This is a genomic window from Virgibacillus sp. M23 (assembly GCF_034190895.1).
GTDB classification, from domain to species: Bacteria; Bacillota; Bacilli; order Bacillales; family Amphibacillaceae; genus Virgibacillus; species Virgibacillus salarius.
Genome location: NZ_JAWDHA010000085.1, coordinates 1 through 15,148, shown reverse-complemented (window position 1 = coordinate 15,148; position 15,148 = coordinate 1). Strand labels below are relative to the sequence as shown.

At 33.8% G+C, this 15,148-nt stretch carries 19 protein-coding genes and 2 pseudogenes; 3 read left to right on the top strand and 18 right to left on the bottom strand.

What is annotated here, in order from left to right; genetic code table 11:
* Positions 1 to 438: 438 nt before the first annotated feature.
* Both RVS70_RS20225 and RVS70_RS23450 read left to right on the top strand, forming a co-directional pair.
* Positions 439 to 570 (top strand): helix-turn-helix domain-containing protein, encoded by a 132-nt coding sequence (locus RVS70_RS20225; protein WP_343231063.1) that lies wholly within the window; start codon positions 439 to 441, stop codon positions 568 to 570.
* Positions 548 to 652 (top strand): IS3 family transposase, encoded by a 105-nt coding sequence (locus RVS70_RS23450; protein WP_166530951.1) that lies wholly within the window; start codon positions 548 to 550, stop codon positions 650 to 652. Before RVS70_RS20225 ends, RVS70_RS23450 begins: the two co-directional genes overlap by 23 nt.
* A gap of 86 nt (positions 653 to 738) precedes the next feature.
* Here the strand turns inward: RVS70_RS23450 and RVS70_RS20220 are convergent, their stop codons facing one another.
* The 15 genes and pseudogenes from RVS70_RS20220 to RVS70_RS20155 form a co-directional block, all read right to left on the bottom strand.
* Positions 739 to 1,803 (bottom strand): serine hydrolase, encoded by a 1,065-nt coding sequence (locus tag RVS70_RS20220; protein ID WP_162986410.1) that lies wholly within the window; start codon positions 1,801 to 1,803, stop codon positions 739 to 741.
* A gap of 638 nt (positions 1,804 to 2,441) precedes the next feature.
* Positions 2,442 to 2,792 carry a DUF2200 domain-containing protein gene (locus RVS70_RS20215; protein WP_026680525.1) on the bottom strand — a complete coding sequence of 117 codons (351 nt, stop codon included), beginning with the start codon at positions 2,790 to 2,792 and terminating at the stop codon, positions 2,442 to 2,444.
* Between the two features lie 157 nt (positions 2,793 to 2,949).
* Entirely contained in the window at positions 2,950 to 3,117 is a 168-nt protein-coding gene (locus tag RVS70_RS20210) for a hypothetical protein (protein WP_161629265.1), read from the bottom strand.
* 75 nt (positions 3,118 to 3,192) lie between these two features.
* Positions 3,193 to 3,360 carry a hypothetical protein gene (locus tag RVS70_RS20205; RefSeq protein ID WP_162986411.1) on the bottom strand — a complete coding sequence of 56 codons (168 nt, stop codon included), beginning with the start codon at positions 3,358 to 3,360 and terminating at the stop codon, positions 3,193 to 3,195.
* Positions 3,360 to 3,530, bottom strand: coding sequence for a hypothetical protein (locus RVS70_RS20200; protein WP_162986412.1), 171 nt, complete (start codon positions 3,528 to 3,530; stop codon positions 3,360 to 3,362). The genes RVS70_RS20205 and RVS70_RS20200 overlap by 1 nt, the downstream gene beginning before the upstream one ends.
* 98 nt (positions 3,531 to 3,628) lie before the next feature.
* Positions 3,629 to 4,117, bottom strand: a complete 489-nt coding sequence (locus RVS70_RS20195; protein WP_121605180.1) for a hypothetical protein — start codon at positions 4,115 to 4,117, stop codon at positions 3,629 to 3,631.
* Between the two features lie 854 nt (positions 4,118 to 4,971).
* Positions 4,972 to 5,223, bottom strand: coding sequence for a hypothetical protein (locus RVS70_RS23445; protein ID WP_414617183.1), 252 nt, complete (start codon positions 5,221 to 5,223; stop codon positions 4,972 to 4,974).
* Positions 5,224 to 5,394: 171 nt separating this feature from the next.
* Positions 5,395 to 5,997, bottom strand: coding sequence for a DedA family protein (locus RVS70_RS20190; RefSeq protein WP_166530949.1), 603 nt, complete (start codon positions 5,995 to 5,997; stop codon positions 5,395 to 5,397).
* 252 nt (positions 5,998 to 6,249) lie between these two features.
* Positions 6,250 to 7,524, bottom strand: coding sequence for a hypothetical protein (locus RVS70_RS20185; protein WP_121605190.1), 1,275 nt, complete (start codon positions 7,522 to 7,524; stop codon positions 6,250 to 6,252).
* A 251-nt stretch (positions 7,525 to 7,775) separates the two neighbouring features.
* Positions 7,776 to 8,447, bottom strand: coding sequence for a hypothetical protein (locus tag RVS70_RS20180; RefSeq protein ID WP_228088982.1), 672 nt, complete (start codon positions 8,445 to 8,447; stop codon positions 7,776 to 7,778).
* 258 nt (positions 8,448 to 8,705) lie between these two features.
* Positions 8,706 to 9,176, bottom strand: a complete 471-nt coding sequence (locus tag RVS70_RS20175; RefSeq protein WP_321134618.1) for an SRPBCC family protein — start codon at positions 9,174 to 9,176, stop codon at positions 8,706 to 8,708.
* Between the two features lie 59 nt (positions 9,177 to 9,235).
* Positions 9,236 to 9,829 carry a DUF1062 domain-containing protein gene (locus RVS70_RS20170; protein ID WP_121605192.1) on the bottom strand — a complete coding sequence of 198 codons (594 nt, stop codon included), beginning with the start codon at positions 9,827 to 9,829 and terminating at the stop codon, positions 9,236 to 9,238.
* Positions 9,830 to 10,632: 803 nt separating this feature from the next.
* Entirely contained in the window at positions 10,633 to 10,992 is a 360-nt protein-coding gene (locus RVS70_RS20165) for a YbfB/YjiJ family MFS transporter (protein WP_321134621.1), read from the bottom strand.
* 21 nt (positions 10,993 to 11,013) lie between these two features.
* Positions 11,014 to 11,361, bottom strand: a pseudogene (locus RVS70_RS20160) (YbfB/YjiJ family MFS transporter); the annotation flags it as partial.
* Between the two features lie 71 nt (positions 11,362 to 11,432).
* Positions 11,433 to 12,500 carry an NAD(P)H-dependent flavin oxidoreductase gene (locus tag RVS70_RS20155; protein WP_121605193.1) on the bottom strand — a complete coding sequence of 356 codons (1,068 nt, stop codon included), beginning with the start codon at positions 12,498 to 12,500 and terminating at the stop codon, positions 11,433 to 11,435.
* A 151-nt stretch (positions 12,501 to 12,651) separates the two neighbouring features.
* Between RVS70_RS20155 and RVS70_RS20150 the strand changes: the two genes are divergently transcribed.
* Positions 12,652 to 13,545: a LysR family transcriptional regulator gene (locus tag RVS70_RS20150; protein ID WP_166530944.1), complete on the top strand. Its 894-nt coding sequence runs from the start codon at positions 12,652 to 12,654 to the stop codon at positions 13,543 to 13,545.
* 138 nt (positions 13,546 to 13,683) lie between these two features.
* Here RVS70_RS20150 and RVS70_RS20145 read toward each other — a convergent pair.
* From RVS70_RS20145 to RVS70_RS20135, 3 genes and pseudogenes are all read right to left on the bottom strand, one after another.
* Positions 13,684 to 13,883: pseudogene (locus RVS70_RS20145) on the bottom strand (hypothetical protein); the annotation flags it as partial.
* Positions 13,884 to 14,084: 201 nt separating this feature from the next.
* Positions 14,085 to 14,372, bottom strand: a complete 288-nt coding sequence (locus RVS70_RS20140) for a hypothetical protein (protein ID WP_321134615.1) — start codon at positions 14,370 to 14,372, stop codon at positions 14,085 to 14,087.
* Positions 14,373 to 14,578: 206 nt separating this feature from the next.
* Positions 14,579 to 14,956: a hypothetical protein gene (locus RVS70_RS20135; RefSeq protein ID WP_162986419.1), complete on the bottom strand. Its 378-nt coding sequence runs from the start codon at positions 14,954 to 14,956 to the stop codon at positions 14,579 to 14,581.
* Positions 14,957 to 15,148 lie beyond the last annotated feature (192 nt).

The following is a 15,148-nucleotide window of genomic DNA, read 5'->3' as shown; positions in this document are numbered from 1 at the left end:
TCATAGTGAGACCTCTCCTTGGTATTTATTAATTTCGGGGTCAATGCGCATTGACACCCTGTACTATACCAAGGGGGCTCTTTTTTGTTCAACCCTCAAATTTCTTCATTACAGGAATGCTCCTATTATTTTTATCATTCGTATTGTAATTCGAATTTTTCTTTTGGATCTTCCTATTTTATGTCTTAGCTTCGTCAAGACCAAAAGCTTTAAAATTAACCTCTATTTTATATAATAACAATAATTTTTAACATTTGTATTCTTATACGGGAAATAACGCCCTATTACTTTAAGTACTAAATTTTAGATAGGCTACACTAAATTGGACAGAGAAAATGAGGGCTTGTAAACTTAGATTAATAACTGAAGGGGGCATACAGCATACTACGATAGTTCGTCAACGTCGAACTTTTACACCCGAATTTAAACCTGCAATTAGTGAAGCTCTATGAAAACGGCAAATCGTGTGCAGATATTGCAAGAGAGTATAACATCACACCTTCTACATTAGGTCGTTGGATAAAAAATCATCAAGAAACAGGTTCATTTGCCGCCAAGGAATTGGTTTAATAATATTCGAATTCATGGAACAATAGGATATTTAACACCTGTGGAATTCAAACAACAGCCCTATAATTTTTGTCCAATTTAGTGTTGACATACCAATATGATGGTCATATAAGAATGACCTTTTTTAACTTTAAATTCCATTTTAAAAAAACTCCTCAATAAATGCGGTTATGCCATTTCCTTTACCTTTTTTCTAAACTCCGTATCTGTGGCAACACTGATTACAAAATCATTAAATATAGTTCTTATCCAATATAAATCTCCCCCCTTATCATCCTCAATAAATAGGGAAACGGATATTGTCGTATCCTGTGATTCTTTATATAAGGCAGAAGTTAGAACGTATGGTGTAGCTCCCCCCTTATACCAAAAATAGTCATCCTTGTCACTTTTTACACTTTTACCTATTACTATTTCACTAAATAACTTTTTTTCCTTTTTGGTTAAGAGTTCCTTTCCTAATCTTAACATTAGATCAGTATATTGATTTGTCGTTGAATAAGCCATTCTTTTAGTGATTAACAATTGCATTTTGCGATCTAGCATTTTAGGCGTTTTTTCTTTAAGATAATCACTCCTATTCGCTTGCATTTTTACAAATAATTCATTTGCTAATTCGTGATAGGACTGACTACTCATTGCGTCTAACTTATTTAAAGCTGGCTTCCGTTTATCTGATAAATACCCTGGCATAATAATAGGTGATGTTAAATAAGTTATTTTATCGTGATTTAGCTGGAGCACTTCGATACTTTCATTCACAACGTCTACTCCGATTTTATGTATCAAAAAGTCCGTACAGGCATTAGAACTGTATTGCATCATCCCTTTAGCTATTTCTAATAAAGATACTTCCGTAGGATAGTTTATCGAATATTTCCAATTAGGATGAGCACCTCCATCTGTATCTTTAATGTAGAATTTTTCAAGTTCGTTTAATTTAACCTTTTCAGCAATGGATATCTTGTTATTCATTGCACTCTTAACAAAGTTATATGCTATTATTATTTTCATTGTACTCGCTAACGGATACTTTTTATCCGGATTTATAGCTAGAGTATTTCGACCATTTTCTTTAATGGTTAAGGATAGAGAAACTTTATGATTTTTAAAGTAATTTAATAAGTCGTATTTATTCTTCTTCATATTATGCTTATTTACTGCAATTCCTGAAACAACAAAAGCGATAATTAGAGTTAGTAATAGTAATAAACCTATGATTAATAGTTTCATTTTCGACCGCCTTAATATATGATATTGAGGATTCATTTTTATTAGCGAAAGTTTTTTAGGAGAAGGAAATATGATGAAGCCACATTAGAATTTATGGCTGTTGAGAACCAAATGTACCTATAAAACACAAAAATTAAAAAGCCAACCCCTTAAGTTTGCTAATAATAAACGTATTCTCATATCACCTTTGATTCCAAACCACCCTGATATAATTCCTAATATTCCGAATACAAATGGTAAGATCCATAAACCTCAATCCCCATAATGGAGTAAGTGCCAATAATAAACAAACAACGGATAATAAAGAAAAACATTTTTGTATTGGCTTCGATTTACTCTTTATCAAAAAATAGTAACCAGATATGAATACGATTACTAAAATAGTCCAGATCTATGTTCTTTCCTCCGCTCTCTTTTGATAGAGCGTTATTCTCCAGTAAATCAAGCTTTGACTCTTAAGACAGCAATTTTCGGGTAATTGAAAATGATGGAAAAATTATTTATTACTAGTCTTACAGCCAAACATCGGATTACTAGAATCACGATTAGTCAAGGTTTTAAGGTTATAGTAGATTTAACAAAAAACACAGATTCTTTGATGTTTTATAAATGGAAGCATTGTGTCTTCTTTTTAATAATTATTTCCGCAAAATCTTCTCCATCGCTTTTCCTTTTGCTAACTCATCAATCAGTTTATCCAAATAGCGAATCTCCCGCATAATAGGTTCTTCAATATCTTCCACTCGTACACCGCAGATTACACCTTTGATTAACGTCCGTGAAGGATTCAGTTGAGGAGCTTCAGCGAAGAAGGTCTCAAAGTCTGTCTGTTTTTCCAGTTGCGCTTCTAACTCTTTCTGGCTATACCCTGTCAACCAACGGATGATTTCATCGACTTCTGTTTTCGTACGTTCTTTTTTCTCTGCCTTCGTAACATAATGGGGGTAGACACTTGCGACACTCATTGTATAAATTTTATGTTTGGTCATGATATATCTCTCCTTCAGGTATTTTAATGAATATCTTTTCAATTATATCATTCAATAGTTACCGAATACACATTTTAAGGATATCCTGAAATATAGTTGACCTTTCTGTATGTTCAATTATGAAGTATTTCGAGATTTCCACACATTATTCGAATACCTATCTTTTTTTACTTTCGAGTGCATCTATCCTATTTTCAAGGTTTGCAATCTTTTTCTTCACATTTACATCCCGAGTTCTGATCCGTTCTGTAATCCCTTTACTAATTGCCAAAACAGCTATTATTAAGACAATAATACCAGCTGCAAACATCAAAATTATTTCCATAAACTTCTCACCTTTCTTGGATTAATCCTGTTCCATCAACCCAAAAACAGAGCAATCCTTATTTTATCTTCGCAATTACGATTTTTCATTCATACTATAAATCACATAAGCAATAACGCCAATTAAATAGCCGATTACAGTTCCAGAAATCGTTGTAAACAGCAAGTATGGTTCAAAAACGATCCCCATAATCACACCAAGAGCACATCCAAAAATCATTCCTAATGGTATCAAACTATCCATTATATCCTCTCTTTAATGATAGCACCAATGATTAGCATAGCTATTCCTAAATAATTCACAATCAGTCCTGTAATAATTAGATCATATTTTATTTCATTAAAGAATAGACCAACAAGTAATAGACATAAACTTATTAAAAACAAAACTAGACTAATGTTAATGTACTTCATTTCTCCTCCACTTTAATCAGTTTAAAAATCTTATCCAAAAATCTGAATCTTATATATAAAGTACGCTAATCCTTATTAGGCAAAGCTTAAATAGATATTCACCCGAATATATTCGTAATATACACACTACTCATGAATACAATCCAGACTATAATGGGGGTTCCTAAGCTTTTTAAAGCATTATTCCATTTATATGTATCTTTTTTACTCAAAATATAATCAGTTATAAAATATAAAATAGATGCTAATAGGCTGTACCAAAGTAAAACTAAACCAAAAAGTATATGTAATGTTATCGTGAAGAATATGTTTAAATTTTTACTTGTGTAATTTGAAATTAAATTGGATATATAGTCGCTTACTATAGAGGTTACTGTACCGTATAATAAAATAATTGGGAAACTATATATAAGATATACAGGAACAGCTAGTACGAACGCTTGAAGGTATTCAGCGACAGAGCTAATCTCTTCACCAAATGGATGTGGTACAAATAAACCTAAAATTATAGCGAATAAGGAACCCGAAATTGTAGCAGATATAATTTTCCTGCATACCAATTGACTAATTTCGCTTTTAAAACTCAACTAAAATCTCTCCTTTATCTCACATTAGAACAGCCGGACTTCTCAATTAATATTCCTTTATATGCATGGTAAACGTTTTCTTTCGTTGAGAAATACGTCCGTTTCTTTACATGTTTTAACGTTTGGTTTTAATCATTTTCTTTCGGAAGTATCTTAACTGCGATTAAATAACCAATTAAAGAGCACCACTTTATGTCATATTGGGTATGTTGTTTGCTGTTCAAAGCACATTTGGAATATAACTGTATTCTTAGGTATAGCTGCTCCTTTAATTTTCCTTTTACATAAAATGAGCGCTTATCCTTATTACTGATGTGCGCCTGTTAACCTTTGGAATTCGAACCTCTTCTTAGCTCCTTCATTTCGTTTAGAATTTCTTTTTGTATTTCTAAGTTTTCTTTCCATATTGCAATTAAATCATTTGTTCGTTTATTTAATGACTTAGGAAGTCTCAAGGAAAAATCAAGCAAAATGGGATAAATATTGCCATAAGAGCCCTTTTCTCCAAAATTGGAAGTTGATCCTTACACGAGGAGTAATATTGTTCCATCTCTTACAAATACTTATTTATTATCTTAACCCAGCCAACTATTGCTAATGTGAACATAACACCCCAAAACACACTTCTGCGCCATATTCGAGGTATAGCAAACCAGTAAGCCACAATCTTCAACAATAAATTATCTTTTTTATAATTGTTCTTATCGATATGTACCACTCCAATCGTTATGTTCATACTATTAAGGGATAAAAAAGGCTATAGCTTAATCTTGCTCAGTCATTAATGGATGAAACCAAGACTATTCCTTATAGGTAAGATGGCGCGCTGCTTTTTATTCCGTCCTTGTGCCTGTTTAATGTTCGCATTTTACTACCGTCAGGATACTGATACGCTTGAATTGAATGGCTGTTAGATTTTTAAGTAAGTATGTCCAGTGCTCATGTAGGCTTTCTAAGAGCTGTAATGAAACATTACTAGGCAACTCACAATCTATTAACCTTGCCCATTCACTTACTTCATACGTTTTAATTACCGGATTTTCTTCTGTCAAAGCTAATTTCATTCGCATATATCCGTTTAAATGGCTATCTAAAACATGGTGAATAAGTTGACGTATATTCCAGCTATTTTCTCTATACGTTTTTGTTCATTTCGATTTATCTAGGGATACAGTTAACGCCTTTATATGACTAGGTAGTGTGCTCATTTCTTTAATCCACATTTGGTCTTACTTCATTAGGACAATTAAATACCACGGCCTTCAGCTTTATAACAATTACCTTCTTCTTTTGATACATAGGTACAATAAAATTATAACGAGTAAGATCAGTATAGCGTAAATCACTCTTGAATAAACATCCATATAATCTACAATTGTTTCCCATGAACCACCTACTGAAGCACCTAAGCACACGAGAACAATATTCCAAATCAACGTTCCTAATGTTGTAAATAAAAGAAAGATACCAACATTCATATTTGACATACCTGCAGGGATAGAAATCAAACTACGAATTAAAGGAACAAAACGACAAAAGAAGACCGTCCAAGGACCATATTTATCAAACCAAGCATCAGCCTTGTGAATATCGTTTTGTGTTATACGAAGAATATGTCCCCATTTACCCACGATCTTTTCTAATCTTGCTACATCAAGTTGTAAACCGATAATATATAGAACAATAGCTCCAATAACTGAACCTGCTGTTGCTGACGTTATTACACCAATAATACTAAGTTTAGAAGTGATTGTCATAAAACCTCCAAACGTTAGTATTACTTCAGAAGGTATTGGAGGGAAAATATTTTCAAAGGCAATTAACAACATAATGCCCATATAACCAAACTCATCCATAATTTCCGCTAACCAATTTTCCATACTCTTCCCCTTTGTTTCAAGATATGCTTGTGTGTATTTTCTTTGTAAAACTCGTTTCCATTCTGAACGGTATCCATATTTCTCTTTAGCATTCCCACTTCAAAACATTCCCTAATTATACCATATTTAGATAGATATATATAAAGAAGATTCAATTCAAATTTTTGTGGATTTGGATAATTTCCATAAAAACCCTATTGAAGAGGGATCCGATACCTTTACCTCCCAACCTACAATATGTACTTTTCTGGTTCACAAATCATTTAACGCAATGACTTTGCCACTGCTTGCATTCACCCCATATTGACAATCTAATTTACCACACAAAACATATTGTTTCTCTTCGAAGTCATATACATAATAAGGCTTTAACTCGTATAGTTCTTTTAATTTTTTATATGCCTCCTCCTTATCAATCGTGGCTTCATCTGATGCTTGAAATTGGTCAAAGATATCCAACATCGGTTTGTTATCTACATAATTTATGGATCGAAAGCAGTTAGCATCAATTATGACAATAAGTTTTCTTTGAAATACGTAATTAACTTGTTTTTTTGCTCTTAAAATTGCATGAATATAACCTCTGTCACGGTACAGCATTTTGAGAATCCAACTTCCTGAGCCATTTGGATACTTTTGAAGTAAAAAGTCTTTGACTGCTAATAAACACTTCTCTTGCTCTTTCTTAGTAATCGGACAAGAATCAGGACTTGGCTCAGATGAAAATGCTTGTTCTGCAGTTACCTCTTCAGTCCAGCTAATTTCTTGTCTTTTAAATGGTTTTTTAATTGTCTTATTCTTATCCAAAAAAATGGTTCTATCGATGTTTATATAGGATCTTACATCAACGATAAATTCAAATGGAATCGCCGTCATTTGATCATTGGTAATATAAACTTCTTCTACTCCATATGTAGGAATTAATCTTTTTTGTTCATGTGAAGGAAATTCAATCAACTTCAATTGTTCCTTTGCCAAATGTTCTATCTTATCAAAAGAGAGTGTATATGTTTCTTCTTTTATAATCTCCTTAGAAGGAAATTGGCCATGAACAGCAAAAAAAGTCAGCTTCCCTTCTGCGTCAAATTCTATTTCAACAGAGCCAGCCGGAGAAACACTAACCCCATCAATTACTTCTTTAAATAGAAGTCTCCCTTCCTCTTCCTTATGAAGTTTCAATTGTCTCCCATAAGTTAATCCAGTTTCCTGTTCCATCCATTTTATGATGTCGTTTGTATGAAGACCTGCAAAGCTAATTCCGTTATTTGCATATGTCTTATCCATTACAAAAATAGCGCTAACAAACTTATGAGAATAGACGTTGACTTCAATAACTGCTGTGCCTTCCGGATTAGAATCATCCTCTGGTTCTTGTACATGATCAGGAAACCATTCCATCGATAATGTATATACGGTTTCGTTGAAGATATTTACATACCGATTAAGTCCGTGTCTTTTTAAATAGTAGTTATCTAAGCCAAATTTCGTTTTTGTAATATCAATTAATTCTTTTATTTTACTATTCATTTGCTTCTCCCCTACAACTTGTGTATATGGTTTTAAAAAATTATACCACTATCTGGCTCTATTAATTAACAGTTGTCGCATCGTTATATCAGATTTGCGCCCCTTTGCGGAAAAATAAATGACATTTAAGAACTTCTAACAGGTCGTGTGCGTAAATACATAACAATGTCGTAATAGTAAAAGGCTATGGTTATCCAAAATTCTACATCCAGAAAGAACCAGTGATATTTGCAATACCTATAAGTTTCATACTATCCATCCTCATTAATAATTGGAAGCAACCGATATTCCCAATGAGTTCTACATTCATTCAATTTATAATACCCTTCTGTCTCATCTTTTGAAATATATCCACATTGCTGACGCGCATTATTAAAAACGTCTTGTACTTCATTATTTGATGCTCTATAGTGACTCAAATCTGGAAAAACCTCAATCCATCCCTGCTTGGCATCTTTATCATACCTTGATTTCAAATCATAAATAAGCACACCTTTGACCCCTTCGTTCTTCACTACTCTAATTTCACTTTCACCGTTTTCTCCAGCGACTTTCATAAACGCTTCAAGTATATCTTTATTTTTTAAATGATTATTATTTAATACAATTTCATCTTCATTTGGAACATATTCTTCCAAAGGTTCTTCTTGGCTTTGTTCCCCTGTTGAGTTATTATGTTTTTTCACTTCCTGTTCAAAGTTTGTGCCATCAGCAGAATCCGTTCCTGTCTCTGGTTTGATATTTGATGCATTTTGTGTATCTTCGTGTTCAGATGAGTTGCCATTTGTATTCTGCGTTGCGTGACTATCTGTTAACTCGTTGTTTAATTTAGCATTTGAATCCTCAGATGAGTTTCCGCAAGCAGCTAATATAACTAATAGTACTGTAAACATTATCATTACAAATTTATGATTATTTTTCATCATTACACTACCTTTCTTCTGTAAATCTATTCCTAAACAATAGGGAGAAAACACTTTTTGTAATGTCAACACTAAACTGGACAAAAAGTATAAGTCAGCTTCTTGAATTCTACAGACGTTACATAGCCTATGTGTTCCATAAATCCGAATGTTGTTGAACCAATAAACATAATCATCATTTCTCCTAAAAACTTGGTATTAATTTGATGATATAATTCTCATTTAATTATTTTGAGTGAGTTCTTCTAAAACGAGGCCCTATGGTTGAATGAGCCATTCGTTATTTTCAGCAATTCTTTTTAGTTCTTTAGCACGAGTATCTATAAACCTTTTCATGTATTTTTCCAAAAATAATTTGTCGGCCACCACTCCAAGAATACCGAATGGGGATTTGTATTCAAAAGTATCTATCATAAGGGTCCCTCCTGTTTCTTTTACAAATTGATGTGTATGAGTGAAGGAACTGAAAGCGCCTTTTAGTATAATATCTACAAACTCGTTAGGCTTCTTCATATCTGTCACTTTAGCTGTTAGTCTTTGTTTAATACCAAAATGAGTAGCTTCCCATGTGACAGTATCACTTTCTTCTAATAATCCTCCAGTCACCCCATCTACCACTTTTTCATTTGTTTTTGCTGTGGTTTCAAGATGTATATCTACGTTTCTTGCAAGGTCAAAGCATACTTCTACAGGCGCTTTTATAAATTGCTTATGTTTAATAGTCGGCATCTATATTCCCCTTATTTAGAATGTTTCTTATTATTTCTAATAACAACGATAATGGACTATTATGTCAAAGCATCAACTTTGTACCAATCACCAATGACTGTAATTTGTAACTCATCTATAACCTTGCTCTTCATTTTAATGTTTGGATTTAGTAAAATAGTTCCATTCTGAGACAATTCATTTACTTTTGACCTTGAAATGGCAAAGATTTCTGCTATTAGTTTATCTATTCTAAGACCAAAATCATATTTATAGCAAATTCTAATAGTGACTTCGCTAGATAGTGGATTGAGCTTTTCTTTTCTTAACTCGTACCGTATATCTGTATTTACATCATTACATAGCTTTCTTAATTTGTTGATTTGAAAAGCATAGTACCAAATTGTCTCTTTATCATTATTCATAAACTTTTGAATGAGCGTAGACTCAATTTTATTGATATTTACTCTCGATAAAATAGGGTAATTCCAAGTTCCCTCACAATGTATACAGTTATAAATAAGCCAAATATCAACTAATTTCTGATTTGCATTCATCCTGAATTTCTCACTACAATAAAATTCTGTGTTCGTTTTACATTTACTACAATTTCTTTTTATATAAGGTGTTTCCAGAGCAATGATCTCATAAGTAAATAAATGATGAAAACTCATACACACGATCCTCCTAATTATTCAGAGGAACGCAACAACGGTTGAATGGAGAAAGATTTCCCATTTAAAAAAGCGGAATACCTTATAGGTATCCCGCTGGAATTAAAACAACTGACTATCCTGCGTTCCCTGTAATGGTTAAAAATAGGCACACTTCTCCCGTGATTGAACAATCATGTTCAAAAAAAGAAATGTACTATTTAGTTACTCAACCATTACAAGTATGCTGGCAAATCCAATTCCACCTTCCGTATTTCTCCTGTATATAGTATACCACTTTTATGTTTTAAATCAATAATTTCTAATATTTAAATAATAATTGAATCATCAGTATTATATTCATTGCTATATTCCTTTTGGTAAGCAGATAAAATGATGAAAAGAAAAACATAGCAAAATATAAAAATCTTAACTTATGAAAAGTTGCATGATTTTCTGGTCCAATCCATCAAGTCTAACATTAAGCATACTCAATCTTATAGCCGTTATTTACTTGTAAATGTTGTTAGCTGCATCAAAAATAAGAAGCAAAAAGTTTTAGATTAATTCTAAAACGAAAGACGACATTAATCGGGCGGCCCAACATTATCTATTTGCCGTTATCTTTAGTAAATACCTACTTAATCGGATTCTATATACTCAAAACTTTTTCAATTCAATGGCTCATTGAGGAAAATTAACTGTAAGTCCTTTCGGTATAACATTTATTAAACTGTTCAACTTTTTGGTTTTCAAATCATTTTGGTAACCAGAGCCCCTACGGGATCCTATCGTAATCCAACATACCCTGCATTAACGAACCATTAGCTGAAAGCTTCTTTTTGTCCAACCTGTTTGTAATTACCAATATACAATAAAATTATACCTACTAACAAAATCACTGATGCAAAAATTAGCGCTCCATTATAATCACTAGTACGGTATGTCAACATCCCTGCAATGATGGGACCTATAATTTGTCCGATCCCGTATGAAGCTGTTAAGTATCCAATCGTCTTGTTGCTATTTTGAAAGGATAAGCTTTCCCCTTTAGATACAGTCAAAGTAGTAATTCCCATAAATGTTCCTCCGAATAAAAAGGCTCCTAGAAAAACACCAACAGCACTGTGCGTCAGAACCGGTAGTATGACTCCAAGGATCTGGGCTGTGAATGCTCCATACAAAGCGTTACTACCATAAAAAATGCCCGACAAGGATTGACGTTTATGAGCTTCAAGCGTTTCTAACACAATTCCAGAAGCTAAAACAAATACAAGTCCACTGCTTATTCCGGAAACCAGTCTCAAGATCAACCAAAATACAGAATTGAAAGTTACCCCCATTAGGATGGTCGTGATAATGTTAATAACCAGATAGAACTTTAAATAATACGCCTTTCCTTTTTTTCAACTATAAAAGCTGGCAACCAATGCGCCGAAAAGATAACCGAGATAATTAGAGGAGGCTAAATACCCGGCCATCTTTTCGGATAAATGGACGTCGTGTTGCATAAAGGGAAGAATAGGAGTGTAAGCAATTCTTCCGATCCCCATAACAATCATTAAAGAAGCCATTCCAGCTACTAGTGCATAAACAGGTCTCATCCAATATCTCCCCTTTTTCCTTATCTGTATTTCACAAGATCATCAACTTGAGAAACGATGTCTGCAATTATGGAAGCAGCGGATTTTCGTTTGCTTAATCGAGGGCTTTGACCGCTCCAAAGATGGACCCATTCCGGTCTATTTTGTTTGGCTGCCTCACTTCGAATCTGTTTGGTCAATGTGTGTTGCACCGGGTAACCTGGGAGGGACCGTTCATATGGAGCCATTTTCGTGATAAATTCATTTTGAATCCCTCTTGCTGGTTTACCACTAAATGCCGAAGTGATGACTGGATGCTCCTCGGTGCTGGTCAAAATCGCCTCGATTTGTTGCTTATTCGCTCCACTTTCCAAACTGGTAACAAAAGCGGTTCCCATTTGAACGGCTTGGGCTCCCAGTGTAAGAGAAGCCAAAACACCTCTCCCGTCCATTATGCCTCCTGCGGCAATTACCGGAATATTGACATGATCAACTGTTTGCGGGATAAGCGCCATCGTTCCAATCATGGCCTTATCAAATGATGCCGAAAACGTTCCACGATGACCTCCAGCTTCACTTCCCTGCATAACGACCATATCTATACCGTGTTCTTCATTGATCATTGCTTCTTTAACAGTAGTTGCTGTCCCCATAACGATAGTACCTTTCTGTTTTAACTGTTGAACTTCTTCTTTAGAAGGAACGCCGAATGTAAAACTGCAAACAGGCACCCGTTCTTCTAAAATAATTTCCATTTGCTTTTCAAATAAATGGGTCAACGGTTTTGTAACTTTCGGTTCCGTTAATTTTAATTCTTTGCGAAAGGGACGCAATAATTCATTGGCTTTTTCAATTTCCTTTTCGGATACATTCGGTGTTTCAGGAATAAAGACATTGACTCCGAAAGGCCGATTCGTTAATTTTTTGATTTTCTGAATGGTTTGCTTCATATGTTTCGGGTTCATATAACCAGCACCTAGAGTCCCAAGTCCCCCAGCATTGGAAACAGAAGCTATAAGTTCCGGTGTCGTAGTCCCCCCTGCCATTCCTGCTTGAATAATCGGATATTGAATGTCTAGTTTCCTAGTAATCTCGTTCTCATGCCACAAATCATTATTCCTCCTTACAATGGTAATAATTAAAAGGGTTTCCAAAATCCTATATCTTGATTATAATTGGAGTAAAACCACACGTAAAATGATGTTTTTTATTGCTTGTCATCAAAAATATTGATATCTGAAATCAAAAGGGATGTTAGTCATGAATTTGGAAGATCTTCGTGTTTTCACGGAAGTTGCAAAGGAAGCCAATATTACGAAAGCGGCCAAGAGTCTAAATTTTGTTCAATCCAATGTGACTGCAAAAATTAAACGACTTGAAAAGAATTATGAGACCACACTATTCTATCGTCATAAACATGGTGTGAATCTAACCGCTACTGGCGAGATTCTTTTTACTTATGCAGAAAAGGTTCTACGTCTAATGAATGATGTTGAGAAAACGTTAAAGAGCAGCAATAAGCCGAATGGAACGTTGTCCATTGGTTCAATGGAAACAACAGCAGCTACTCGGTTACCAAATATTTTGTCTTCCTATCATAAACAATACCCACAGGTAGAGTTGTCTCTTCAAACCGGTACCACAGCAGATCTAATAAAAGCAACTTTGAAACGCGAAATTGAAGGAGCCTTTGTAGCAGGGGAAGTTAATCATCCAGAGTTGGAGAAAATTGAGGTTGTTGAAGAAGAGTTGGTTTTGGTTTCAAAGAAAAATATCCTCACTAGCATAGATTTTGACCAACTAAACAATCAAACATTCATTGTGTTTAAGTCGGGTTGTTTTTACAGAGATATATTGGAAAACTGGCTGGATTCAAAAGGAATTAGGCCAACCAATATGATGGAATTAAACACCTTGGATGGTGTAATAGGCTGTGTCAAAGCCGGATTAGGCATTTCGCTTCTAACAAAGCCAGTAGCTGACAAGCTTGACAAGGATGGAGATATCACACGTTTTACACTACCAGCAGAATACGGGACGATTACAACAAGGTTTATTAATCATAAAGATATCGTTAAAACATCCGCATTCCGCGAATTTGTATCAGTTATACATTCAAGCGTATGCTTAAACAAAGTCCTAACATCATCATAATTTAATTCACACCTATTAGTTTTCTTTTAAATCAATTAGCCAGTTTCTCATTTTTTCAAGAAGTTTTCCATTAACCTTTAAAATTTTTGAATAATTTGAATGGATTCAACCTATTTATAGAATTAGAGGAAACATTGATCAGTTCAAGCATCCAAAATTCTTGTTGCCTATAAGGTGGCTATCATAGCGTGTGGCAAATTCGTCATTCAATGTAGCTAGAGATATATTGTGTATAATTTCTGCATCATAATATCTATCATTTTGGTCTTTCAAACCAAATGCGCTGCTGTAACATTTGAAATAAGGTATGTATTAAAACCTAAATTACCACTTATTCCATATTCAGTATTACAGTTTTCGGTTTCAATCGGTTTATATACACCTACCAAGGATTTATATATACTGCTCAGGTAAATTACTTGTTATAGTTCTTACATTTTGCATTTAGTACACCACCACACTTCCTGTTTGTTTAGCATTCTGGACCTTTTCAAAAAGAATGACGCCTTTCCTTATTTCAGATAAGCGTGTTCGATTACTTAAAAAGAACTTCTTACTATAATCCCTTGCTTTTTTGCAAATTCATTGACCAGTTTTATGAATTTATACTTATGTATTGATACGGAATTATGAATTTCTCTTTTGTCATCAATTACATATTCATCAAATATAATAAAGTTTAAATGGTCCATTTTTTTAATAACAAATCGATTACATTCATATTCACCACTTCTAATATTGAAGGAATATACAAAATCAATGATTCCATCATAAAATTCCTGATCAGAAATTTCATCCTCTAAGAATGATTGTAGTAACTCTTGCATCTTTAATCCCCCTTTACACGAAATGTTACTGGCTATAAGAAAAAAGACTATTGTTGAAAATTGTCATTTATTCGGGGTGCCATATATGATTTCCCACTTCACCCCCCACCTATAATAGTTTTAGTATAGCATATTCCACAATCTGGAACTTTACAGCAATGCCGTCACAGTTCTTTTCCAAACTTGGTACCGATCTCTATCTAATCTTATTTCACTTGTATCTCATACATATTTTCTTGTTCCTTATCACGTATTATTATTTTATAAGGAATCTTTTCAATTGATAATTCATTTCTACTTACTTTAACAATTTGTTTTGCATACCTAGCAATTTCTTCAGCTACCTTTTGATCTTGTTTACCTTGTGATAAAGAAGTTTTCAAAATGATTTCAAGTGGTTTTGGATGGAAGGAATAAGCAAATCCGGTCACCTCATTGAATTCTTTATGCGACTCATCCATAACGGATGTGAAAATCTGCTGCCAGCTCTCATCTCTTAATTCTGATTCGCTCTTCCGTGTTACTTCAATTTTTAAATCTAATTGCGTCTTCGCATAAATTGTATCATGTACAAGTTTTTCCATTTCGCCCTTATTTTTATTATATTGCTGCTCAGTTGCTTTAATTTCTATTTGAATACTATTCTTTGAGCTGCAGATTATTTCAAAGCAGACAAAGGAGAACAATGGGGCAATCTTATCAGCAGCACTAAAAGAATGTGTGAAAAGAAATCTTTATAGTGCGACAGATTTTAGCGATATCGTTTCATACATCAA